The sequence below is a fragment of the Actinoplanes subtropicus genome, assembly GCF_000721705.1.
GTDB lineage: Bacteria > Actinomycetota > Actinomycetes > Mycobacteriales > Micromonosporaceae > Actinoplanes > Actinoplanes subtropicus.
This window is the reverse complement of the sequence record NZ_JOJL01000021.1, coordinates 97,631-120,235: the sequence shown is the minus strand read 5'-3', so window position 1 is coordinate 120,235 and position 22,605 is coordinate 97,631. Positions and strand designations below refer to the sequence as shown.

Annotated in this window: 21 protein-coding genes and 1 pseudogene; 9 read left to right on the top strand and 13 right to left on the bottom strand. The window is 72.6% G+C overall.

Annotated elements, in window-relative coordinates; genetic code table 11:
- Positions 1-6: 6 nt before the first annotated feature.
- The 5 genes from IH26_RS0127865 to IH26_RS0127845 all read right to left on the bottom strand — a co-directional run bounded on the left by IH26_RS0127865 (position 7) and on the right by IH26_RS0127845 (position 3,726).
- Entirely contained in the window at positions 7-591 is a 585-nt protein-coding gene (locus IH26_RS0127865; RefSeq protein ID WP_051808576.1) for a 3'-5' exonuclease family protein, read from the bottom strand.
- A 20-nt stretch (positions 592-611) separates the two neighbouring features.
- Complete coding sequence (locus IH26_RS0127860) at positions 612-2,159, bottom strand: PH domain-containing protein (protein WP_051808574.1); 1,548 nt, start codon at positions 2,157-2,159, stop codon at positions 612-614.
- Positions 2,156-2,656 carry a PH domain-containing protein gene (locus IH26_RS0127855; RefSeq protein WP_030439197.1) on the bottom strand — a complete coding sequence of 167 codons (501 nt, stop codon included), beginning with the start codon at positions 2,654-2,656 and terminating at the stop codon, positions 2,156-2,158. The genes IH26_RS0127860 and IH26_RS0127855 overlap by 4 nt, the downstream gene beginning before the upstream one ends.
- Before the next feature lie 75 nt (positions 2,657-2,731).
- A complete protein-coding gene (locus IH26_RS0127850) occupies positions 2,732-3,289 on the bottom strand; it encodes a DUF4291 domain-containing protein (RefSeq protein WP_030439196.1) in 558 nt (185 codons plus the stop codon).
- 47 nt (positions 3,290-3,336) lie between these two features.
- On the bottom strand, positions 3,337-3,726 hold the full coding sequence (locus IH26_RS0127845) for a hypothetical protein (RefSeq protein ID WP_030439195.1): 390 nt from the start codon (positions 3,724-3,726) through the stop codon (positions 3,337-3,339).
- A 106-nt stretch (positions 3,727-3,832) separates the two neighbouring features.
- Between IH26_RS0127845 and IH26_RS0127840 the strand changes: the two genes are divergently transcribed.
- Positions 3,833-5,377, top strand: coding sequence for a peptide-N4-asparagine amidase (locus tag IH26_RS0127840; protein WP_030439194.1), 1,545 nt, complete (start codon positions 3,833-3,835; stop codon positions 5,375-5,377).
- On the opposite strand, the gene IH26_RS0127835 is transcribed toward IH26_RS0127840, so the two are convergent.
- Positions 5,361-5,822 (bottom strand): hypothetical protein, encoded by a 462-nt coding sequence (locus IH26_RS0127835; RefSeq protein ID WP_030439193.1) that lies wholly within the window; start codon positions 5,820-5,822, stop codon positions 5,361-5,363. The two genes, IH26_RS0127840 and IH26_RS0127835, sit on opposite strands and share 17 nt — an antisense overlap.
- A gap of 160 nt (positions 5,823-5,982) precedes the next feature.
- Between IH26_RS0127835 and IH26_RS0127830 the strand changes: the two genes are divergently transcribed.
- The 3 genes from IH26_RS0127830 to IH26_RS0127820 are packed head-to-tail and all read left to right on the top strand — an operon-like array spanning position 5,983 to position 8,125.
- A complete protein-coding gene (locus IH26_RS0127830) occupies positions 5,983-6,891 on the top strand; it encodes a heavy metal-binding domain-containing protein (RefSeq protein WP_084599122.1) in 909 nt (302 codons plus the stop codon).
- The gene (locus IH26_RS0127825; RefSeq protein WP_030439191.1) at positions 6,888-7,721 is read left to right on the top strand and encodes a heavy metal-binding domain-containing protein; all 834 of its coding nucleotides are present in this window, start codon (positions 6,888-6,890) and stop codon (positions 7,719-7,721) included. The genes IH26_RS0127830 and IH26_RS0127825 overlap by 4 nt, the downstream gene beginning before the upstream one ends.
- Complete coding sequence (locus IH26_RS0127820) at positions 7,718-8,125, top strand: hypothetical protein (protein ID WP_157437437.1); 408 nt, start codon at positions 7,718-7,720, stop codon at positions 8,123-8,125. The genes IH26_RS0127825 and IH26_RS0127820 overlap by 4 nt, the downstream gene beginning before the upstream one ends.
- 174 nt (positions 8,126-8,299) lie before the next feature.
- On the opposite strand, the gene IH26_RS0127815 is transcribed toward IH26_RS0127820, so the two are convergent.
- Together IH26_RS0127815 and IH26_RS0127810 are read right to left on the bottom strand one after the other, a co-directional pair.
- On the bottom strand, positions 8,300-10,117 hold the full coding sequence (locus IH26_RS0127815) for an anthranilate synthase family protein (protein WP_030439189.1): 1,818 nt from the start codon (positions 10,115-10,117) through the stop codon (positions 8,300-8,302).
- Positions 10,118-10,279: 162 nt separating this feature from the next.
- Positions 10,280-10,513, bottom strand: coding sequence for a hypothetical protein (locus IH26_RS0127810; RefSeq protein ID WP_030439188.1), 234 nt, complete (start codon positions 10,511-10,513; stop codon positions 10,280-10,282).
- Positions 10,514-10,685: 172 nt separating this feature from the next.
- Between IH26_RS0127810 and IH26_RS0127805 the strand changes: the two genes are divergently transcribed.
- Together IH26_RS0127805 and IH26_RS0127800 are read left to right on the top strand one after the other, a co-directional pair.
- Positions 10,686-11,060: a response regulator transcription factor gene (locus IH26_RS0127805; RefSeq protein ID WP_030439187.1), complete on the top strand. Its 375-nt coding sequence runs from the start codon at positions 10,686-10,688 to the stop codon at positions 11,058-11,060.
- A 4-nt stretch (positions 11,061-11,064) separates the two neighbouring features.
- Entirely contained in the window at positions 11,065-11,931 is an 867-nt protein-coding gene (locus tag IH26_RS0127800; RefSeq protein ID WP_051808572.1) for a sensor histidine kinase, read from the top strand.
- On the opposite strand, the gene IH26_RS0127795 is transcribed toward IH26_RS0127800, so the two are convergent.
- Entirely contained in the window at positions 11,903-13,453 is a 1,551-nt protein-coding gene (locus IH26_RS0127795) for a sensor histidine kinase (protein WP_030439185.1), read from the bottom strand. The genes IH26_RS0127800 and IH26_RS0127795 overlap by 29 nt on opposite strands.
- Before the next feature lie 116 nt (positions 13,454-13,569).
- Here IH26_RS0127795 and IH26_RS0127790 point away from each other — a divergent pair, with 116 nt between their 5' ends.
- Positions 13,570-13,950, top strand: a complete 381-nt coding sequence (locus tag IH26_RS0127790) for a response regulator transcription factor (RefSeq protein ID WP_030439184.1) — start codon at positions 13,570-13,572, stop codon at positions 13,948-13,950.
- Here IH26_RS0127790 and IH26_RS0127785 read toward each other — a convergent pair whose 3' ends face one another.
- On the bottom strand, positions 13,951-14,523 hold the full coding sequence (locus IH26_RS0127785) for a hypothetical protein (protein ID WP_030439183.1): 573 nt from the start codon (positions 14,521-14,523) through the stop codon (positions 13,951-13,953). It lies immediately after the preceding gene.
- A 157-nt stretch (positions 14,524-14,680) separates the two neighbouring features.
- Here IH26_RS0127785 and IH26_RS0127780 point away from each other — a divergent pair, with 157 nt between their 5' ends.
- A complete protein-coding gene (locus IH26_RS0127780; protein WP_030439182.1) occupies positions 14,681-15,013 on the top strand; it encodes a hypothetical protein in 333 nt (110 codons plus the stop codon).
- A gap of 250 nt (positions 15,014-15,263) precedes the next feature.
- Here the strand turns inward: IH26_RS0127780 and IH26_RS58385 are convergent, their stop codons facing one another.
- From IH26_RS58385 to IH26_RS64650, 3 genes and pseudogenes are all read right to left on the bottom strand, one after another.
- Entirely contained in the window at positions 15,264-16,013 is a 750-nt protein-coding gene (locus IH26_RS58385) for a hypothetical protein (protein WP_084599121.1), read from the bottom strand.
- A 46-nt stretch (positions 16,014-16,059) separates the two neighbouring features.
- Complete coding sequence (locus IH26_RS56200; RefSeq protein WP_051808570.1) at positions 16,060-16,797, bottom strand: alpha/beta fold hydrolase; 738 nt, start codon at positions 16,795-16,797, stop codon at positions 16,060-16,062.
- Between the two features lie 64 nt (positions 16,798-16,861).
- Positions 16,862-17,068, bottom strand: a pseudogene (locus IH26_RS64650) (alpha/beta fold hydrolase); the annotation flags it as partial.
- Between the two features lie 235 nt (positions 17,069-17,303).
- On the opposite strand from IH26_RS64650, the gene IH26_RS0127765 reads away from it, so the two are divergent.
- Complete coding sequence (locus tag IH26_RS0127765; RefSeq protein WP_030439180.1) at positions 17,304-22,589, top strand: diguanylate cyclase; 5,286 nt, start codon at positions 17,304-17,306, stop codon at positions 22,587-22,589.
- The last annotated feature ends 16 nt before the right edge of the window (positions 22,590-22,605 follow it).

Here is a 22,605-nt window from a genome sequence, read left to right as displayed (position 1 = left end):
ACGCCGTCAGCGCCTACGGCTCGGGCCGGGAGCCGAACCGGGGCGGGCGGCGAGCATGTTGCAGAAGAGGGCGCCCTGCTCGATCGCGTCGTCCAGGGCGACGTGGCTGTGCGGCACGTCGTCGAACCAGGCGCGGGGCATGGCTCGCTTGGACGTCGCGCGGTATTCGGTGCCGAGCAGGGCCATCGCGTACGTCTTGAGGTCCAGCGCCGAATGCGAGAACGGGCTCGAGCCGGCGAACCGGATCAGGTACCAGTACACGAACATGAAGTCGAACGCCGCCGGGTAGCCGACGAAGACCGGGCGGCCGGGCAGTTGCTCGAGCCACTCCCGGTATCGCGGCAGCGCGGCGGCGGGCTCCTCCGGCTCGGCCCGGCAGGCGGCCCAGGCCTCGGGCTGCGTCTCCCACCAGGCCATCGTGCCGGGGTGGCCCTGCGCGCCGGGCAGCGTGACCAGGTTGGCGGTGAACGTGCCGACCAGCTCCTTCCCGGCGGTGTAGGCGGCCGAGCCGAAACTCAGCATCGAGTGCGGCCCGGGGATCGGGCCGTCGGTCTCGACGTCGGTGCTCACATAGATCTCGGGTCGGGCCACGACCGAACGGTAGGCGACGGTCAGTCGGCGAGGAACTGATTTAGCAGGCCGGGAACGGCGGCGCGGGCCACCCGCAGCGCCTCGGCGTCGGGGACGTCGGGCAGGGCGTAGCGCTGGTGGCCGCCGGCCGTCGTGGCGACCAGGGTGGTCAGGCCCGCCCGGCGCTGGAAGAACGAGGTGCGCATGTTCCAGCCGATCACCGCGTCGGTACGCAGCACGTAGCGGCGCCGCACCACGCTGCCGAACCGGCTGACCAGCCAGCCCTCGTCAAGGGCGTGGCCCAGCGACGCGGCCCGGTCGAACGCCAGCAGCGCGCCGAGCGGCAACAGCACCAGCGCCGACCAGAACGCCGGCCAGGGTGCGCCGCCGAGGAGCACGACCGCCAGCACGATCAGGATCAGGACGCCGCTGACCGTGGCGGCCCGGGTGAAACGGCGTCGGCGGGCCCGGGGGCCGTGCGGGGTCAGCGCCACGGTCAGCGGGCCGGCGTCGCCGATCACCGTGCCGGCCACCTCCGCCGCGATCGCGCGGGGCGCGGGCGGCAGCAGGACCGAGCCACCCCGGTCGCCGCCGCGCCCGACCCGCAGGCCGGTGGCGATGGCCAGCACCCGGGCGCCGCGCACCGAGCGCAGCAGCAGCGGTTCGCTCAGCTCCACGCCGCGCAGCCGGCGCTCCTCGATCGTCGTGTCGCGGGTGGTGAGCAGGCCGCGCCGCACGTGCAGGGTGCCGCTGTCGTGCCGGCTCAGCCGGAAGTTCCAGAAGGTCAGGACGTACCCGATGGTCGACGCGATCACGGTGAACACGACCACCACCGCGGCGACCAGCAGGATCGCAACCGGGAGCGCCTGCCGGCCCAGGTAGTCGAGGGTGTCGTGGACGTAGCCGATCTTCCCGAGGTCGACGTGGCCCTCGTTGACCAGGCGGGAGCCGAGGCCGAACAGCACGCCGATGGCGACCAGGCCGGACAGCGTGAACGGGCCGTATTTGATCCAGGCCGGGTCGAGCTTGGCGAGCATGGTCTCGGCGGGGGCTTCGGCGGGCTTCGGGCGTACGGCCGCATCGGTCTGGAGGTTTTGCTTTGCCGCCGGTCGATGAAGCAGTTCGCGGTGCAGGTTCTCGGCCGCGGCGGCGCTCAGGCCGTCCAGCTTCACGCCGTCGTTCTTCTTGTCGGTCTGGCCGGTGCCGACGGTGACCCGGGCCAGGCCGAAGATCCGGTGCAGGAGGTTGGACGTGACGTCGACGGTGCGGATCCGGTCGCGCGGCACGGTCAGCACCCGCCGGCGCAACAGGCCCCGCTTGACCTGCACGTGGGTCGGGGTGATCCGGAATGACGTGGTGAAGTAGCGCAGGAAGCCGAGCCCGATGCCGAGCACGCCGATGCCGAGCGCCCACCAGCCGCCCTCGCCGCTGTTGCCGTTCTGCGCGCCGACCAGCAGCGCGAGCAGCGGGACGATCAGCCGGCGCAGCTCCAGCACCGGGTGCACGGCCAGCATCCGCGGGCTCAGCCGCCGCCAGGGGGCCTCGGTGTCGAGCACGGCCTCGTCGGCGGGGCCGATCGCGGTGGTCACGTGGCATCCCCGGTGGTCTCGCCGACCCGGGTGGTCAGGTCGGCGACCAGCCGGTCGGCGTCCGCCGCGGCCAGGCCGTCAATCTTGATCGGGCCGGCCGCCGACGCGGTCGTCACGGTCACGTTCGCCAGCTTGAACAGCTGCTCGATCGGGCCGCGCTCGCTGTCCACGGTCTGCACCCGGGAGATCGGCGCGATCCGCCGTTCCTGGCTGAGCCAGCCGGTCTGGGTGTACACGGCCGTCTCGGTGGCCTCCCAGCGGTGCACCCGGTAGCGCCACTGCGGCATCACCACCAGGTGCACGGCGGCCAGCACCAGCCAGACCGCGCCCACGATCAGGTGGGGCAACGCGCTGCCGTCGCTGTCCGCCAGCCACCAGATCACCTGGGGCGCGATCAGCACGATCCACAGGATTGCCGCCCGGGCCGTCCAGTACCACACGGCGCGGGGGCTGACTCGGTGCATCGGGGGCCGTAGCCGCACCGCATCTGCCGTCATACTCACGCCTATCACGATCGCACCCGCGGGCCAGTTCCCGTCGTCCCGTTCGTCGTGCGGTGGGCGGGACAAATGTCACGGGGCGCCGACGACCGCCCCGACGTGCGGCGGCAACGGGTAGACGGCCTCGGCCGGGGGCCGCTCGGCGCCCGCGTGGATGCTGCGTACCAGATCGGTGATGTCGGTGATGGTCTCCACCCACTCGTCGACGTAGCGGTCGACCGCGACGCCGCCCAACCCCACCTGCAGCGACCGGTACGGCAGCGGCTGCCCGTCCCGGCCGCGCTCCGGATCCCACTGCACCCGCACCGGGCAGGTCCGGACCTTCCGGGCCCAGGTCGGCCGGTCCGGGTAGAGATCCCGGTCGAAGTCGCTCAGGGCCGCGTTGGCCAGCGCCCACTCGAACCCGTCCCGCCGGATGTCGATGGCCAGCACGCGTTCCTGGCCGGGCTTCGTCGCCCACCCGCAGCGGTACATCATCCAGAGGAAGGACGGCTTGATCCAGGTCATCCGGTCGCGCTTGAACGGCGCGACGAACCGCCCGGCCGCCGTCGCCGCCCCGGCGATCTCGGCCGGGTAGGCCTGGTAGACGGTGATGGTGCGGTCCGTGTAGCGGGCGCGTACCTGTCGCATCTCCACGCTTGCATGATCGCCGCCCGGGGCGTTCCGCGCACCCCCGGTCAGCCGAGGATGGTGAAATGCCCGGAGTACGCGAATCCGTACCCGTAGTCCTGGTCGTAGCTGGACAGGTGATACCAGATGTTGCCGTACTTGTTCTTGCACCAGTAGTTGGACCAGTGATCCGTCCCGCGCACCAGCAGCATGATCTTTGTGGCGGTGGCGTAGGGCCGCGCCCGGCTGTAGCCACCGTCGTTGATCACCCGGACCAGGCGGATGTAGCCGTAGTCGCCGTCCGACCACTCGTGGCAGTTGTAGTCGGGCGTGGTGGACGAACTGCCGGTGTCCACACTGCCGTCGTCGTCGGTGGTCGCGAAGGCGGGCGACACGTTGAGCCCGAAGGCGACCACGGCGAAGATGGCCGGCGGCGCGAGGATGCGATGGAGTTTCACGAGCGCACCGTAGCGACGAGCGCTGAATGCGCACGGAAATTCCACTGAAATGCCGCGCCTCGTCCATGCATCGACATGGGTCGCTGGGCGTGACATGGTGATCGGCATGCGCAGATTGATCGCTGTCGTTGCTGGTGTTCTCCTGGCGCTGGCCGGGCCCGCCGTGGCTCGCGCGGCTACCGCGCCGGCTCAGTTCGGCACCGACTGGGACGATCCGCGTACCGCGGCGCCGGCCGTTGCCACGCCGGGGACCGCGTCGTGCTCGACGACGATTCTCGAGCATGCCTTCGACAACTACGACGTCTATCAGAACGCGTACCGGCCGGTCTGCCGGGGGCCGTGGGCCAAGGTCGTGCTGCGGCTCGACGGGTCGGTGGCCGGACGACAGTACGACCGCCTCGGCTGGCTCACGCTCGGCGGGGTCGAGATCTTCAAGACGTCCACGCCGGAGCCCTCGCCCGACGGCATCGCGTGGTCGGTGGAGAAGGACGTCACCGGGTACTCCGCGCTGTTGGCCGAGCCGCAAACCGTGAACATGTATCTCGGCAACACGGTCGACGACACGTACACCGGCGTGCTGAACGTCAAGGTGAGCCTGACTTTCTACGCGGCCGACCGGGCGCACCCGGCCCCGCGCTCCGCGAGCGACGTGCTGCCGCTGGCCGGCGCCCACGCCGATGGGCAGGACCTGGCCGGCACGCTGACCGTGCCGCGCAACACCGAGCGGCTGCTCGCCGAGGTCTACGCCACCGGATCCGGCGGCGGCTGCGAGGAATTCTGGTATCTCACCGCGCCCAGCGCCACCGGCTACTCCTGCCCGGCCGACCCGGGGCCCTACCGCGAGGTGCAGGTGCTGCTCGACGGCAAGGTGGCCGGCATCGCGGCGCCGTTCCCGCACGTCTACACCGGTGGCTGGTCGAACCCCTACCTCTGGTACGTGCTGCCCGCGCCGCGCGCCTTCGACATCAAACCCCTCACGTACGACCTCACGCCGTTCCTCGGGTCGCTCACCGACGGGGCCGCGCACACCGTCGCCGTGCACGTCGTGGGGGTACCCGCCGGGCAGGGCGGCTGGGACACGCCGATCAACTTCCTCGGCTGGCGGGATCCGGGCGTACGGCGGGAGACCGGCGGCCTGCTCGGCTCGCGCCTGGGCACCCTCACGAACGAGGTCACCACCGGGAGCCGCAACGTCGTCCTGCACGCCGCGCACACCTTCACGGCCACCGGCTACCTCCGTACGTCACACGGCCTGGTCACCACCTCGGTGCGCGAGCGGGTCGGCAACGACAGCACGCACACCTGGGGCGACGGGGAGAACCCCGACGCGCTGACGGCGACCTGGACCGACGACGTGACCGGCGTGGTGACCGGACCGTCAGGCTTCGCCGGCGTGACCCGCGCCGCCGACCGGTACGCCATCGACGGCAGCCTCACGGTGGGCGCCGACAACCGCCTGACCACGACGATCACCATGACCGACGCGGGCCTCGGCCGGGACGACACCTACCGGGGACAGGCCAGCTATCTCCAGGGTGTGCCGCGCGACCAGCGGCAGGCGGTCGGCACCTCGCAGGAGCGCTACCGGCAGGGCCGGTACGACCGCACCATCAGAACCGTCAACGGCTTCGTGGTCAGTGCTCCTTCTTGATGACGAAGTAGGAGCCGCGGATGGTGCCGGCCAGCCGTGATTTCTGGCGGGCGAACTTGAACGCGCCGAGCTCCTCCGGCGCCTCCATGCCGTCGGAGAGTTTGAAGCCGACCGCCCGTTTCCCGCCGTCGTCGAGGGTGTACATCACGTTGATGGACAGGCCGTTCTCGTAGAACACGTACGCCATCCGGATGTTCTCGACCTGGAACTCGGTCGCCTCGAGCGGGCGGGACGCGATGACGAGGCCGCGTTCCTCCTCGAGGATCTCGTTCACCCAGTCGAGGGTCGCCTTGGCGTCGCTCGCCGGCTCGGTCGTGAAGACGTGGTCGTACTTGTTCTTGAAGTACCGGGCCTCGTTCGCCCGCAGGCCGGCGAGCGCGGGCGCGACCGGTGACGATTCCAGGCCGACGGTCGAGACCGTCTCGAAGTCCACCGCATAGGACATAGCGCATTCCTCCTTGTCGTCCCAAATTATCGTCGCTTCCCAGGAGAGCGGTCGTGTACGACCGAAACGGCCCGCCGGACGGGGCCCTGGGCAAGGTTGTGGTCAGCACGACTGCGGACCGGTACCCCGCCACTGGCGCGGCAGGGGTATGACTGGAGACGTGACGGTTGACGGTTGGGACGGGCGCGGCCTGCCGCCCGTGGCCAAGGCGCGCATCGAGCGGGCCTCGGCGGACGGCGTCCGCACGTCGCTGCTGTCGGCCGACGGCCTGGCCGGGCTCGAGGTGGCCGGCTTCGAGGCGGTCGGCGAGGTGCTCGGCACGACGGTGATGCAGATCGGCTGGAGCGGCTGGGGCGGCTGCGGCTGGCAGCCCGGCTGGGGCGGCGGTCCCCGTTCCGGCTTCTACGGCGGCCCCCGCCTGGGCGAGCCGACCAGCATGGTGCGGCAGACGCGCTTCTCCGGCTACGAGCCATGGGCGAGGGCGATCCGCCACGGCCGGGATACGGCGCTCGGCCGGATGCGGCAGGAGGCGACCGCGCTCGGCGCCGACGGCGTGGTCGGCGTGCGGCTCACCGAGGAGCGGATGGAGGGGCAGAAACACGAGTTCATGGCGCTCGGCACGGCGGTCCGCTCGCGCGGGCGGCAGCGGCCGGAGCGGACCTTCACCACCGATCTGGCCGCGCAGGACCTCGCCAAGCTGCTCGGCGCGGGCTGGGTCCCGGCCGGGATCGTCTACGGGCTGTCGGTCGCCGTGCGCCACGACGATTGGCGTACGAACACGGCGCTCAGCCCGTTCGCCGGCAACATCGAGGTCACCGGCTACACCGAGCTGATCACCCACGTCCGGGCCGCCGCCCGCGACGACTTCGCCCGGCAGGCGGCCGCCCTCGGCGCGGACGCGGCGCTGATGTCCGCCCTCCGCTCGAGGATGTGGAAGGTGGAAGCCGGCGAGAACCACACCGACCACGCCGCGGAGTGCATCGTCACCGGCAACGCGATCGCCAAGTTCAAGACCGGACGCAAGTCCACCCCCAGTCTCACCATCCTGCCGCTGCGGAGCATGCGATGACCGTGCAAACTCAGCCCTCGGGCGTACCCGACGATGCCATGCGCCGCCTGGCGCAGATGCGGCCCGGCCAGCCGACCAGCCTGTTCACCTCCGACCTGAGCGTGAACGAGTTCCTCCTCGTACGGGAAGCCGGTTTTCGCCCGTTGGGTTTGGTTCTCGGTTCGAGCATCTACCACGTCGGCATCCAGTTCGGCCGGTGGAGCCAGAACCGCGAGCTCGACCAGCTCTCCCAGGCGATGTACCACGCCCGGGAGCTGGCGATGACCCGGATGGAGGCGGAGGCGGACGCGCTCGGCGCCGACGGCATCGTGGGCGTACGGCTGGATATCGAGTTCAAGGAGTTCGGCTCCGAACTGGCCGAGTTCATCGCGATCGGCACCGCGGTCAAGGCCGACGCCCCGCCCGACAACGACGGCGGCACCTGGCGCAACCGGCACAACCAGCCGTTCACCAGCGACCTCTCCGGGCAGGATTTCTGGACGCTGATCCAGGCCGGCTACGCCCCGCTCGGCATGACCATGGGCACCTGCGTCTACCACATCGCCCACCAGCGGTTCTGGCAGGCGATGGGCAACATCGGGCAGAATGTCGAGATCCCGCAGTACACCGAGGCGCTGTACGACGCCCGCGAGCTGGCGATGAGCCGCATGCAGGCGGAAGCGGAAGAGCTCCACGCGGAGGGGATCGTCGGCGTGCAGATGCTGTCCAACACGCACCGCTGGGGCGGGCACACCACGGAGTTCTTCGCGATCGGCACGGCCGTGCGCCCGCTGCGCGCCGACCACGTGATCGCCAAGCCGCAGCTGGTGCTGCCCCTGACCGACCGATGACCGCCGGCCTGGGCCCGATGGGCGACCTGCACCTGATCGCCGCGGCGCTGCGAGCCGACCGGGCGGACGTCGAGTCGTACACCCGCGTCCTGACGACGGTCCTCGGCGACGCGCTCCCGGCGGGCATGGTCGAGGTGGAGCGCAAGCGCTCGCTGGCCGACCGGATGAACGGGCGGGAGGGCACGCCGGTGGCGCTGACCATCCGGACGCCGGACGAGGTGCTGCGGCTGAGGCAGGAGTCGCACGGGGTGCACGCCGAGATACACCAGATCGTCCGCGGCGTGACCATCAAGCGCAGCACGGTCGGGGTGGAGGAGTGGCTGGTCGCGCTGGCCGGGCTGCTGGCGAAGCTGGCGGGGAGTTCGGCGACGGCCCGGGACGCTCTCACCAAACTGCTGGGCTGAGCGGGATGGTCGCTACCACGTCCCTGGAGCCGCCGCGGCTGGTGTTGCGACGGTGGCGAAGCGATGATCTGGGGATGTCGCGGTGTCGGCCTCCCGACGCGGTCCATGGTGGACAGGGGCCGGTGGTCCAAGCGGAGGCTCTCGATCCTCTTGAACCACCGGTTGCCCTTCTCGCTACCCGTTCGCGGCCGGGCTAACCGCGCTCGCCAGCAACGCCGGCAGCAACTCCGCGAGGATCTCCACGCCGTCGCGGCTCAGCACCGACTCCGGGTGGAACTGCACCCCGGCGAAGCCCGCCCCGCGCAGCGCGTGCACCGCACCGTCGGCCGCGTCCCGGGCGATCTCCACCGGACCGCAGGGCGACGCGATCCGGTCGGCGCCGGCGACCGCGGCGAAGCTGGAGTAGAAGCCGACCCGGCGCTCCCGGCCGAAGATCTCGACGTCCCGGGCCAGCCCCTGGTAGGGCGAGGCGCGCCGGTGCAGCCGCAGCCCCAGCAGCACCGCCAGGATCTCGTGGCCCAGGCAGACGCCGAGCAGCGGTCGCCGGGCGGCCAGCAGGTCGGCGACCAGGTCGCGCATGGCCGCCATCTTCGGGTCGGCCAGGTCGTCCGGGTCGCCCGGCCCCGGGCCGACCACCACCAGGTCGGGCTCGGTGGGGGTGCGGCCGACGGCCGACTGCCACGGGACCACCGTCACGAGCAGGCCGAGCGCCTTCAGTTGGTGGGCGAGCATCGCGGTGAAGGTGTCCTCGCCGTCGACGATCAGGGCGGTCCGGCCGGCCAGGGCGGGCACGGTGAGCGCACCGGGCTCGCGCGAGTCGAGCCAGAACCGCGCGAGCTGATCGTTGCGTGCGGCCAGTGCCGCGCGGATCTCCGGCGTCTCGGTTTCCGGCCGTACGGGCAACGCAGCGTGCTCCGAAGCACCCAGCGCGAGCAGGAGTCCGGCCGCCTTGGTGTAGGTCTCCTCGATCTCGCCCGCCGCCGTGGAATGCCGCACCAGCGTGGCGCCCACCGGGATCCGCAGCGTGCCGTCCGGGGTGATCTCGGCGGTGCGGATCAGGATCGGCGCGTCCAGCGACTGCCGCCCCTGGTCGTCGTGGCCGAGCAGGGCCAGCACCCCGGCGTAGTAGCGGCGGCCCCGGCGCTCGTGGCGGGCGATCACCCGGCAGGCGTTCTCGATCGGGCTGCCGGTCACGGTCGGCGCGAACATCGTCTCGCGCAGCACCTCGCGCACGTCCAGCGAGCCCCGGCCGGCCAGCAGGTACTCGGTGTGGGTCAGGTGCGCCATCTGCTTGAGGTAGGGGCCGGCGACCTGGCCGCCGTGCTCGGCGACGGTCGCCATCATCTTCAGCTCCTCGTCGAGCACCATGTAGAGCTCCTCGACCTCCTTGGGGTCGGCGAGGAAGTCGAGCAGGGGGCCGGAGCCGTGCCGGAAGGTGCCGCTGATCGGGTTCATCATGGTGATCCCGTCGGCGACGCTGACGTGCCGCTCGGGGGTGGCGCCGACCAGCGTACGGGCGCCGGTGTGCACCAGGAACGTCCAGTAGGTGCCCTGCTCGGTGGCGAGCAGCCGGCCGAACGCGGCCCGGGCGGCGGCCACCGGATCGCCCTCGACCGAGGCCTGGTAGACGCGGTGGATCACGAAGTTGGCGCCCTCGCCGTGGCCGATCTCGTCGCGCAGGACGGTCTCCACGATCTCGCCGTACTCGTCGTCGGCGAGGTCGAAACCGCCCGGACCGAGCCGCAGCGGGCCGGCCGGGAAGTTGTCGAGCGGCTCGGCGTGCCGCTCGGTGATGAGCAGGCATTCGAGCGGGGCGCCGTCGTCGACGCAGTCGAAGCCGCGCTCGGCGATCTGCCGATAGGGGATCACGGCGAGGGTCTGGCGGTCCCGGCTCAGCGGGATCTCGTCGAGCGTACGGACGGTGATCACGTCCCCGGTGAGCACCTCGACGTGGTCGGCGCCGTCCCGGTGGAGCAGGGCGAAAGGCTGCATGGTCGTCCTCTTCCTCGGCTGGGCGGCTGCCGGCCGAGGCGGAGGACCATCGCAAGGGAACGGCCGCCTCGGGGAGGCGGCCGCGGTGGTTACGCGCGGGGGAGTGTGGCCGCCGGTGAGGCGGGCCACCACATGCTCAATCGCGCGTGCATGCGGAGGAGCCTAACAGGCGAAGGCCAGCCGTACGGCGGAGCGGGCCCAGCGCATCCGGTAGGGCGCGCAGTCGGGGTGCTCGCCGTACTCCTGGGCCACCAGCTCGGCGCAGCGGGCCTCGCCGAGCCGGTCCACCATCGCGCTCACCGCGGCGCGGATCAGCTCGGCCGTCGGGTGCTGGGAAGACTGCAGGTCCGACACGAAGAGCGCTTCGGTGCGGACGTCGTCGAGCATCGCGGTCATCGGATCCTCCAACCGGGCGGGTCGCTGTTCTGGTGTCCTGTGACCAGAACACCGGGCCTGGGATGCAACTGCGATGCGGCCGGGTTGCAGCTGGGTTGCGCCGAGCAGCCGCCTTATACGGAAATAAGGGGATATGGTGCCAACGAGTGGTGCCATCGACCGAGGAGTAACCGTGACCGTGGTGCTGGTCGCCGACGACGACGCCGACATCCGTGACCTCGTGGCGTTCAAGCTCGAGCAGGCCGGGTTCGAGGTGATCGCGGTCGAGGACGGCCAGACGGCCCTGGACCAGGCCCGCAGCCGCCAGCCCACGCTCGCCGTGCTGGACGTCTCGATGCCCGGGCTCTCCGGCATCGACGTGTGCCGGATGCTGCGCTCCGACCCGGCCACGGCCGGCATGCTGATCATCATGCTCACCGCCCGGGTGCAGGAGCAGGACGTCGAGGGTGGGTTCAGCGCCGGCGCCGACGACTACGTGACCAAGCCGTTCAGCCCGCGCGAGCTCGTCTCCCGCATCCAGTCGCTGCTGAGCAGGGCTCGGGCTTAGCACGGTGCGGGCGGTCGCTCGCGGCGCGGCGTTCGTCGCCGGGCTGCTCACCGGGGGCGTGGTCGCGGGGGTGGCGCTCGCCCGCGTGACGGCCCGGACCCGGGTCGAGTGCCGCGCCCAGGCCGCCGAGGCCGACCGGTCGCATCGCAGCGAGCAGGAGCTGCTGACCAAGCTGCGGGCGCTGGACGCCGCCAAGACCGACTTCATGGCCACCGTGTCGCACGAGCTACGCACGCCGCTGACCAGCATCTCCGGCTACGTCGAGCTGCTGCGCGACGCCGAGCACGACGAGTTGAGCGACGCGCAGCAACGGATGCTCGAGGTGATCGCCCGCAACGCCCGGCGGCTGCGTGAGCTGATCGAGGACATCCTCACCCTGTCCCGGATCGAGAACGGCGGCTTCCGCAGCCAGCCCGGCGAGGTGGACTTCGCCGAGGTGGTCGAGCGGGCGCTGGCCGAGATCGGCCCGGCGGCCACCAAGGCGTCGGTGGGCGTGCACGCCGAGGTGCGCGGGCCGCTGCCGTTGCGCGGGGACGGCGTGCAGCTCGACCGGGTGCTGGCCAACCTGCTGAGCAACGCGGTCAAGTTCACGCCGGCCGAGGGGACCGTGACGGTACGCGCCCGGCACGACAACGGCGAGGCGGTGCTGGAGGTCGCGGACACCGGGATGGGCATCCCGGAGGACGAGCAGAACGCGCTGTTCCTCCGCTTCTTCCGGGCCACCAACGCGATCCGGCGAGCGGTCCCGGGGACCGGCCTGGGCCTGGCGATCTGCCACAAGATCGTGGACAACCACGGCGGGACGATCCTGGTCGACTCGATCGAGAACGTGGGGACGACGGTTACCGTACGGATTCCAGCGGTCTGGTAGCCAGTTCGGCGCCGGCCACGGTGAACCAGAAGACGCTGCCGCCGCCCGGGTTCGTGGCCACGCCGATCTCGCCGCCGTGCAGCGCGATGATCTGGGCGCAGACCGCCAGGCCGAGCCCGGTGCCGGGGTATCCCTCGGCGGCCGGCGCCCGGTGGAACGGCGTGAAGATGCGTTCCCGCTGCTCCTCGGGGACGCCGATGCCGCGGTCGGCCACCTCGATCCGCCACCAGCCGCCGTCCAGCGCGTGCCCGCGCACCTCGACCAGGGCCGGGGCGCCGTGCCGGACGAACCGGACCGCGTTGCCGATCAGCTGGTCGAGGACCCGGCGCAGCAGGGCGGCGTCGCCGGCGATGGCGGGCAGTTCGCCGATCTCGATGCTCGGGCCGGGCAGGTGCGCGGCGGCCACGTCGAGGGCGAGCAGGCTGGCCTCGACCGGTTCCGGCTTGAGTGCGGAGTCGCCCGCCGCCGCGTACGTGACCAGCTCGTCGACGACCGCGAGCATCCGCCGGGTGGCGCCGTCGATCCGCCGGAGGAACCCGCGGGACTCCTCGTCGAGCCCGGTCGCGTCCTCGAGCAGGATCTCGGTGAACCCGGCGATCGTGTGCAGCGGGGCGTGCAGGTGCTCGGAGGCGGTGGCCGCGAACCCGGCCAGCTCGGTCTCCCGGCGGCGGTTCCCGCCCGCCGGGGCCGAAGCCGGGGCGTCCGCCGGCGCGAGCCGCAGGACCAGCGCGGCCAGGGCGAGGCTCAGCAGCGTCGCCCCGATCATGGCGGCCGGCGCGGCGGCGGCCAGCCCGGCGCCGACCAGCGGAGTGGTCGGCCGGACCCGGGCCTGCCAGGCGCTGCCGGCCACCGGCAGGTCCACCAGGACCGCGCTGTCGCCCGCCGCGGCCGTCGTTTTCTGCGTCATTTCCACCTGTACGCCGGTGACGCCGGCCGAGCGCAGGGTGGCCTCCAGGAAGTCGCCGGCCCGAACGCTGACGATCACCCAGCCGGCCGCGCCGGGCAGCGGTGCGACCAGGTCGAACGCCTGCTGGCGCTGCTCGCCGGGCAACCCGGCGTCGGCCGGGAGGACGTGCGCGGCGCTGGCCACCAGCCGGCCGTGCTGGCCGGCCAGGGTCATCGCCCGGGACAGCTCGGGCTCGGGGACGAGGGTGGTGGCGGTCGCCGGGGTGCTCCCGTCGGCGGCGTGCTCGGCCAGGATCCGCCGGTCGGCGCCGATCACCAGGACCTGGTGGGCGCCGGGGAGGCGCTCGCCGGCGATCCGGGCGACCGTGTCCGGCAGGGCCGGGGTCGACGCGACGGTGGCGATGTCGTGCAGCGTGTCGGCGTACCGGAAAAGCGCGGAACCCAGCGCGGAGCGGACGTTCGCCGCACGCAGGGTGAGCTCCGCCGCGCCGGCGTCGTCCGCGGCCAGGGCCAGGCCGGTCGTCGCCGCCGCACCCCCGGCCAGGCCGAGGGCGAGCACGGCGGCGGCCAGGCCGACGGCACGCCGGCTCCGGGTTCGCCACGCTCCGCTGTTCACGCTGGGTTCTATCGGAGCCGGATCGGGGCGGTTGAGCGGCGAACCGCATTGCACCCCACCCCGATGCGCAAAACGGATATATTGCTCCCGGCGAGCCGGCCGGGGCGGAGGCGGAGATGAGCACGATCGTCCTGGCGGAGGATGATCCGGACATCCTGCACATGGTCTCGTACAAGCTCCGCCGGGCCGGTTTCGAGGTCGTGGAGACCACCGACGGCCTCGCCGCCCTGGACGCCTGCCGGCGCCGGCCGCCCGACCTGGTGCTGCTGGACGTGCGGATGCCGCGGATGGACGGGATCGCGGTCTGCCGGGAGCTGCGGACCGGCCCGCGGACCGGGGACCTGCCGATCATCATGCTCACCGCGCGCGCCCGCGATCAGGACCGCGAACTGGCCCTCGCGGCCGGCGCCACCGACTACGTGGTGAAGCCGTTCAGCCCGCGCGCGCTGGTCGAGCGGATCGAGGCGGTACTGGCCCGCGCGGGACAACGCGGCTAGTCAGGCCGGCTCCGCGGTGGGCGTATCGGCGAGCCGCGCCTCGGCCAGCACCCGCTCGCGCTCGAGGTCCCGGTCGCGCCGGCGCAGCCGCAGGTTCTGCAACCAGGTGACCTCGGCCGCCAGGCCCGCGTCGGCCAGCTCGGCCCGGGCCGCGTAGGCGGTGAGCGCCGCGCCGGGCGGCCCCGGGTCGGCACGCAGGCGGGTCAGCTCGAGCTGGGCCAGGCAGACCGACAGGACCATCTCGAAGGTGGGCCGGTCGGTCGCCTCGATCGCCAGCAGCACCCGGGTGCGGACGTCCTCGGCGCTGAAGTCGGACGGCATCCGCAACATCCACATGCGCTGCCGGCGGCTGCCCTCCTCGGTCAGCTCCCAATGGCGCTGCCGGGCGTGCGTGGGGGAGGCCGCCGAGCGGACGAAACCGAGCCGCTCCTGCCGGCCGAGGGTCCAGGTCACCCGGGCGATGTCGACGCTGTGCTCGGCGCCGAAGGTGGCGGCGTGCCGGCGCTGGATGTCATGCGCCGTGCCACCGCTGTCGGCAAGCAGCACCAGCAGCACATCCCCGAGCGCCGTCACGACCCCTCCCGACTCCTACAAGATGTAGAAGTTAGTCGACGGTCGGCGGGCTCGCTATCGGCGACGCTACCGACCCGGGGTGGCCAACCGGTTGAGGGCGAGCGCTGCGTACGGCTGCTCCCGGAAAATGTCGGGGGGTCGCAGTAGCTTGCCTGTCATGACGGTGGAGGAGCGGTTCGAGCGGCTGGTCGACGAGCTCGTCGGGATCGAGGGCGTCAGCCCGCCGTCGCCCGGGCGCGGGTTCGGGTCGTCGGCGCTGAAATACCACGGCAAGATCTTTGCGATGCTGGTTCGGGGGCATTTGGTGGTGAAACTAGGGAAAGGCCGGGTTGCCGAGTTGGTCGCAACGGGCGCGGGGCGACATTTCGACGCCAATAAGGGCACCCCGATGAAGGAGTGGTTCGCGCTCGACGAGCCGGCCGATCTTTCCTGGCCGGCGCTGGCCCGGGAGGCCCTCGATCATGCCAGAGATGCGAAGACGAACGTCTAAACAGAATGCTCAGGGGGGAGCGGGCATTTTGGCGCTTGTCAATTCAACAGAGCGTTGAACTCATTGGAGTTCCACATCCGTAATCCGTGGCGCCAAGGAGTTCCCCGAAGGAGGGGTTTGACGCCATGAAGAGGAAGTACCGCCGGGGCGGTCCCCCGCGCACGGGGCGGAAGATGTCCGGCAAGGCCGTGCTGATCTCGGCAACAGTAGGCGTGCTCGCGGCCGGCACCGGCATCAGCCTGGCGGCGACTCAGGGCGGCGGCAACTCGTCGGTGACCTGCATCGTGGTCCAGGACGCGGCCGCTGCGGCCGACGCGAACTCGGCGCTGTCCGATGTTTTCCCAGTCGGCACGAATCTGCACCTGACCAGCGCCGGCCGGGCGATCGACGTGACGGTCAGCGGCCCGATCACCGCCGCCGCGGCCACCACACCGCCCGCTACCACCGCGCCCGCCACCAACCCGCCGGCCGGCGGGGGAGCGACGGGCGGCGGAGCGACGGCCAGCCCGACCACCTCGGCCCCGGCCGGCGGCGGTAAGGGCACCAAGCACCGTCGCCACCACAAGCCGGCTCCCAAGCCGGCCAAGACCACGGCCGCCGGCAAGGGCGCGGCAGGCAACGGCGCGGCCGGCAACGGCGCGGCGGGCAAGGGCGCGGCGGGCAACGGCGCGGCCACGACCACCAACCAGGCCACGTCCGTGGCCCAGGTCAACGCCAAGGCGGCGGCCGCACCGAGTGTCGACCCGAACTCGGTCTGCGTGAAGCCAACAACGGCGGTGCCAACAACGGCGGTGCCAACAACGGCGGTGCCAACAACGGCGGTGCCAACAACGGCGGTGCCAACAACGGCGGTGCCAACAACGGTGGCGCTGCCAACAACGGCGGTGCCAACAACGGTGGCGCTGCCAACAACGGTGGCGCCGCGAACAACGGTGGCGCGGCCGCGACCCCGTCGGCGAGCGCTTCCAAGGCGGCCGGCAACGGCGGCCGGAAGCACCACAACGGCCAGGGTTAGAAGTCGCGTGAGCGGCGTGACGGCCAGCCCGTCACGCCGCTTCGGCGATCGGCACCAACCGGTCGGCGCCGAAAGTGGCGACGGCCGGTTCGCCGTTGCCGGGCACGATCACCGCAGCGGCAGCGTGCTCGGGGCGGCCCGACGCGATCACTGCGGGCTCCGCGCTGCCAGGCGCGCTCAGTGCAGTCGCAGCGTGCTCGGCGCGGTCTGGCGCGATCACCGCAGCCGCAGCCGCAGCGGGCTGGGGGCTGCCGGGCGCGGTCTGCACGGCCGCAGCGGGCTGGGGGCTGCCGGGCGCGGTCTGCACGGCCGCAGCGGGCTGGGGGCTGCCGGGCGCGGTCTGCACAGCCGCAGCGGGCTGGGGGGCGCCGGGCGCGAACACCGGAGCCGCAGCCACGGCCGGCTCCGTGAGGAAAGGCAGCACCTCGTCGGCGAACTCGGCCGGGGCGAGGCTGTGCACCCGATGCCCGACCGGGATCGTCGCGAGCCGGGCGCCCGGGATCGCCGCCGTCACCTCGGCCAGCCGGTGCGGCGGAATGCAACTCGTCGGCCCGCCCGACAGGATCAGGGTCGGCTGCGAAACCTCGCCGAGCCGCGCCCACCACTCCGGGTCCGGACGGGCCAGTTGGCGCAGGATCGCCGCGACCGCCCGCAACTGATAGTCGCGCCCGCGCCCCAGAATGCTCGCCACCGCGCCGATCGCCTGCATCGGGTTGATCCGGGTCGCCGAGCCGGGCCTCTTCGGCGGGGCCGCCAGATCTTCCAGCACCAGCCGGCCGACCCGCTCCGGCGCCGCCAGCGCGGCGGCCAGCGCCGCGTACCCCCCCGACCGAGTGCCCGATCAGGACAGCGTCCCGCAGATCCAGGGTCTCGAGCAGTCCTACGACGTCCCCGGCGATGCCGGCCAGCGGGTACCGCTTGGTCCGGGAGCTGCTCGCGTGCCCGCGCAGGTCGACCGCGATCGCCCGGCAGCCGGTCAGCCGGGCGGCGAACCGCTCCCAGGTGCCCGCGCTGCTGCCGCTGCCGTGCAGCAGAACCACCGGCGTGCCATTCCGGTCACCGGTCTCTCGGCAGCCGAGGCGCACTCCGTTAACCTCGACGGTGCCGACCGCCGACCAGTCACATGTCACCCTTGTTGTTTACCAGAAGTTCGGTCGATGACCGACCGCGATGAACCTCGTAGTAACCAGCGACACGGCCCGCCGCAACGGGCGGTGGCATCACCCGGCAACGCGGCGTAGCTTCCGATTAGCCCGCGCAGAGGGAAAGGACACGTTGACCGCGATCTTCGGGACGGCGCCGGGATCACTCTCCGACCTCGAGGTGATCTCGCAGCTCGGGCGCGGCGCCGACACGGTCGTCTACCGGGTCCGCCGACGCGGCGCCGAGTACACCCTCAAGGTCCTCACCTCGGCCGATGCCGCCTCCCTCACCGCCGTACGCCGGGAGGCCGCGCTGCTCGGCTCGGTCGGCCACCCGCTGCTCCCGCGGATCTTCGAGGTAGGCCTGACCACCAACGGGCCGTATCTGATCCTGGAGTACATCGACGGCCACCCGCTGTCGCAGAGCCTGCGGCACGGCCGGCTGGACGAGCCGACCGCCGTACGGCTGGCGATGGATCTCACCGAGCCGCTCGCCGCCGCGCACCGGTCCGGCCTCGTGCATCGGGACGTCAAGCCGGACAATGTGATCGTCGAGCCGACCGGCGTCGGCCGCCTGATCGACTTTGGACTGGCGGCGCGCGGCGGGGCGCACGACGACCGCGTCGCCGGGACGCTGCTGTACAGCGCGCCCGAGCAGACCGGCATGCTCAAGCGCCCGATCGACGGCCGCTCCGACCTGTACGCGCTGGGCGTCCTGCTCTACGAGTGCCTCACCGGCCAGGTCCCGTACTTCTCCAAGGACGCCGGCGAGCTGATCCGGCTGCATGCCACCGCGCCGATCCCCGACCCGCGGGCGCACGCGCCGGAGTTGTCCGGCACGATGGCCGCGATCGTCGGCACGCTGCTGGCCAAGGACCCGGACGACCGGTACCAGAGCGGCGAGAGCCTGCTCGGCGACCTGCGCCGGCTGGCCGAGCAGCCGCGCGCCACCTTCCCGATCGACTCCGGCCGGCGCGGCACCCAGCCGACCGGCGAGGCGCGCCTGGTCGGCCGGGACGACGAGGTGGTCAAGCTCGCCCACCGCTGGCTGCGGGCCCGCGACGGCGGCGGGGGCGCGGTGATCGTCGAGGGCCCGGCCGGCGCCGGCAAGACCCGGCTGGTCCGGGAGCTGACCAACGCGGTGGCCTCGGACGGCGACCTCATCCTGTACGGCAAGTGCGTCGCCGACGACCCGGTCCCGCTGGCGCCGCTGCGCGGAGCGGTCGAGCGGCACCTGCGTACGGTCGAAAGATTGCCGGCCGGACGGCGCGAGGTCGCCGTCGAGCAGGTCCGCCGGGCGGCCGGCCGCGGCGGACCGCTGCTGCGCACGCTCTCCCCGCTGCTGGCCGACCTGGTGCCGGCCCCCGAGATCGGCGAGCAGAACCGGCACGAGCAGTTCGTCAACGCGGTCGCCGCATTCCTTATCGGACTGGCCGAGGAGTACCAGGGCGCGGTCCTGCACATCGACGACGTGCAGTGGCTGGACGAGCCGACCCGGCGGGTGCTGCAGCGGGTGACCGGCCGGCTGCCGGTCACCCCGCTGCTGGTGATCGCGACCAGCCGGGACGACGTCGGCAGCATCGCCGCGCTCGACCGGTTCTGCGGCGACATGGATGCCGCCCTCGACACCCGCGTCCCGCTGGGCCCGCTCGAGCAGGACGCGGTGGAGCAGCTCGTCCGCGAGCACCTGGGCGCCATCGGGCTGCCCGACGAGCACATCGCCGAGCTGGCCGCGCGGGCCGGCGGCAACCCGTTCACGGTCGGCGAGTATTCCCGGGCGGTCCTCGACGCGGGCCTGGTCACCCCCACGTGGAGCGGCTGGCGGCTGGACCGGGCCGGCCTCGACCGGCTGGAGCTGTCCGGCGACGCGGTCGACCTGGTGCTGCAGCGCATCGACGGCCTCGGTGAGGACAGTCGCCGGCTGCTGGCCGCCGGCGCCGCGGGCGGCCGCTGGTTCCCGGCCGAACTGGTCGCCGCGGTCTCCGACATCGACCCCCGCCGGGCCCGGATGCTGCTGGCCGAGGCCGAGTCGCGCCGGTTGGTGACCGCGACCGGCACCGACGGGTACCGCTTCCTGCACGACCGGATCCGCGAGGCGCTGCTGGTCGGCCTGGACGCGGCCGCCCTGCGCGGTCTGCACCAGCGGATCGCCGAGGTGCTGGACGCGGCCGCCCCCGGCGACCCCCGCTACGTGTACGCGGTCGCCCGGCACTACGCGCTCGGCGAGACCAGCCGGCGCCCGCAGCGGGTGTATTTCAGCGGCTTCGCGGCCGGCCGGCTGGCCCTGGCCGAGCACGCGCCGGCCGAGGCCCGCGAGTTCCTCGAGGTGGCCGCGCGGGCGGCGGCCTCCGCGGGCGTCACCCCGCCGGCCGATTTCTTCCTCACGCTCGGCATCAGCTGCGGCCGCTCGGGGCGGTTCGAGGAGGCGCACGAGCACCTCGACCAGGCGCTGCGGGCGGAGCCTGACCGGCTCAGCCGGGCCGGCATCCTGGCCCAGGAGGCGATGGTCCACTGCGGCGCGTGGAACCCGGACCAGGCGTTCGACGCGGTCCGCCGGGGCCTCGCCGAGCTGGGGCGCCCGCTGCCCAAGGGCAGGTTCGCGCTCGGCCTGACCACGCTCTGGTCGGTGCTGCTCGGACTTTTCGTCGGCCGTACGAAATTAGGTTTCGGCGGCGCGGGCGGCCGCGACCGCGAGCGGTACCGGCTCGAGGCGGTCCTCTCCGACGTCGGCACCCTGGCGCTGTCCATGCGGATGCGCCGGGCGATGCGCGCGATCATGAGCCTGCGCATGCTGTACCCGATCAACCGGCTCGGCCCGGGCCGGGAGTACGCCCAGCACATGGCCGGTCTCGGGGTGATCGCCGACGTGGCCGGCCGGCGGAAGCTGGCGACCAGCCTCTACGACAAGGCCGCCGAGGTCGCGGCCGGGATAGGCGACCCGGAACTGGTCGGCTTCGTCGAGTGGAAACGCGGCGCGGGCGCCTACATGGGCGGCCACGACGAGCAGACCCAGGTCTGGAGCCGGGTACTGATCGACCACGAGCGCTGGTTCGAGCTGGGCGACTACCTGACCGGCGTGTCGACCGTCTGCATGCAGTATTTCAAGCGCGGCTGCACCGCCGAGGCCGAGGAGTGGTACCGCCGCGGCCGGTCCCGGCTCGGGCCGGGCGCCGAGGCCGAGGGCGCGGCGATCGGGGCGGTGGCCGCGGTCATCGCCGCGATGCGGGGCCACGCCGACGAGGCGGAATCCCGGATCGACGCGCTGCGCCGCTTCCTGAAGGCCAACCCCGACAACCCCATGCAACTGATCAATCTGTACGGGGCGCAGATGATCGCCCTGGTCGAGCGGGGCCGGACCGACGAGCCGTTCGAGCAGCTGACCGCCGAGTTCGCGGCGCGCGGGCTGAAGGCGAAGTCGATGGTCCCCGAGCAGCGCGTCTACTACGTCTTCGAGACGTTCGGCCGGCTCGCCCGGCTGCGGGTCGCGAGCGAGCAGCGCCGCCCGGCCGAGCGGGCCGCCGCCGAGGCCGCGGTGGCCGGGCTGGGGAAGGTGGCCGACACCAAGGTGCTGCGGGGCTTCCACCTGGTCGCCCGGGCCGACCTGGAGCTGCTTGCCGGCCGGCCGGCCGACGCGCAGCGCACCCTGGCCGGGGTCGAGGCCGAGCTGGTCCCGCTGGACGCGCCGTTGGTCGCGTACGAGGCGGCCCGGGTCCGCGCCCGCGCGCTGGCCGCCCTCGACCAGGCGACCGCGGCGGTGCAGCAGGCCAAGCTCGCCCAAATGATCGCGATCGAGCAGGAGTGGCCGCACCGGGCGCGCTGGGTCGCCGATGAGTTCCGGGTCGGCCGGCACGCCTCCACCCAGCCCGGCGGGATCACGATCAGCAGCGCCGAGCCGGAGGAGCAGGGCTCGCCCGGCCTCGACCCGGGTCGCTACCAGCGCCGCCTCGAGGCGCTCCAGCAGGTCAGCCTGGCGTCGGCGACCGTGCTGGACCCGAGCGCGCTGGCCCGGGTGGCCCTCGACGAGACGCTGCGGATCCTGGGCGCCGAGCGGGCGTACCTCTTCCTGCTCGATCTGGAAAGGCAGGAGCTGGTCCCGCACGTGGGCCGGGACGCCCAGGGCAACGACATCCACCAGTTGACCGGTTACAGCACCACGCTGGTCGACCGGGTGCGGCACACCGGCGAGCCGCTGGTGGTGACCGGTAGCGAGGAGGGTGTGGCGCTCGGCTCGCACAGTGTCCAGGTGCATGGCCTGCGCAGCATCATGATCGCCCCGCTGCGCTTCAACGGCCAGCTTCGCGGCGTGGTCTATCTGGACAGCCGGATCGCCAAGGGTGTGTTCACCAGCGACGACGCCGACATCCTCATGTCGATCACCAACCATGTCGCGGTGTCGTTGGAGACCGTGCGCGCCGCCCAGTTGGAGGTCGCGGTGCAGGCCGCCCGGCGTCAGCGGGACGTGGCCGAAACGCTGCGCGCGGCGATGGCCGACCAGAGCTCGTCGCTGGACCCGGACGAGGTGATCCGCCGCCTGCTGGCCAGCCTGGTCCGCACCCTCGGCGGCGACACGGCCGTGCTGCTCAGCCGGGTCGGCACGCACGGCCTGGTGGTCGCGGCCACGCACGGCCTCACCGCGCCGGTCGGCACCCCGCTGCCGTCGGTGCCGACCGACCTGCTCGACCTGGTCGGGCCGCGCGCCCGATCGGTGTTCCCCGGCGACCGGCCCCCGTTCGGCGGCCTGCTCGGCACGCCGCGCCTGTGGTGGGCCACCCAGGTCGCCCTGCGCGGCGGCCTGTTCGGCATCCTGCTGGTCGGCGCCACCGACGAGGGCGTGATGACCGAGGCGCAGATCCAGATGGCCGCCGCGATCGCCGGGCAGGGCATGACGGCGTACGAAAATGCCATGCTCTTCAGCCAGGTGCGCCGGATGGCCACCGTGGACGGCCTGACCGGCCTGTTCAACCGCAACCACTTCTTCGCCGAGGCCGAGCGCCGGGTGGCCACGGCCCGCGAGCGGGGCCGCCCGGCCGCCGCCATCATGGTCGATATAGATCACTTCAAACGCATCAACGACACGTACGGGCATCCGGTCGGCGACGAGGTGATCCGCGTGGTGGCCCAACGCCTGCGCGACAGGCTGGGCGACGGCGACGTGCTGGGCCGCTACGGCGGCGAGGAGTTCGCGGTGGTCACCCCGCAGACCACGATGCCCGCCACCGACCTGGCCGGCCGCCTGCACCTGTCCGTCTCCAGCCACCCGATCCCGACCGAGGCCGGCCAGCTGCCGGTGACCATCAGCGTCGGACTGGCCTGCCCGGACGGTGACCCGCAGGACCTGCAGAAGCTGCTGGCCCGCGCGGACGCCGCCCTGTACCAGTCCAAACAGGCCGGCCGGGACCGCGTCTCCGTCGCGCCCTGACCACCGCGCCAGTTCC

Excerpts from the sequence above, each read along its gene's own strand:
- IH26_RS0127825 (WP_030439191.1), top strand. The coding sequence starts at position 6,888 with ATGACCGTGCAAACTCAGCCCTCGGGCGTACCCGACGATGCCATGCGC.
- IH26_RS0127810 (WP_030439188.1), bottom strand. The coding sequence starts at position 10,513 with ATGACCGCGATGCTCGACGACGTCCGCACCGAAGCGCTCTTCGTGTCG.
- IH26_RS0127850 (WP_030439196.1), bottom strand. The coding sequence starts at position 3,289 with ATGCGACAGGTACGCGCCCGCTACACGGACCGCACCATCACCGTCTAC.
- IH26_RS0127855 (WP_030439197.1), bottom strand. The coding sequence starts at position 2,656 with ATGACGGCAGATGCGGTGCGGCTACGGCCCCCGATGCACCGAGTCAGC.
- IH26_RS0127820 (WP_157437437.1), top strand. The coding sequence starts at position 7,718 with ATGACCGCCGGCCTGGGCCCGATGGGCGACCTGCACCTGATCGCCGCG.
- IH26_RS0127815 (WP_030439189.1), bottom strand. The coding sequence starts at position 10,117 with ATGCAGCCTTTCGCCCTGCTCCACCGGGACGGCGCCGACCACGTCGAG.
- IH26_RS0127790 (WP_030439184.1), top strand. The coding sequence starts at position 13,570 with ATGAGCACGATCGTCCTGGCGGAGGATGATCCGGACATCCTGCACATG.
- IH26_RS0127840 (WP_030439194.1), top strand. The coding sequence starts at position 3,833 with ATGCGCAGATTGATCGCTGTCGTTGCTGGTGTTCTCCTGGCGCTGGCC.
- IH26_RS0127835 (WP_030439193.1), bottom strand. The coding sequence starts at position 5,822 with ATGTCCTATGCGGTGGACTTCGAGACGGTCTCGACCGTCGGCCTGGAA.
- IH26_RS0127780 (WP_030439182.1), top strand. The coding sequence starts at position 14,681 with ATGACGGTGGAGGAGCGGTTCGAGCGGCTGGTCGACGAGCTCGTCGGG.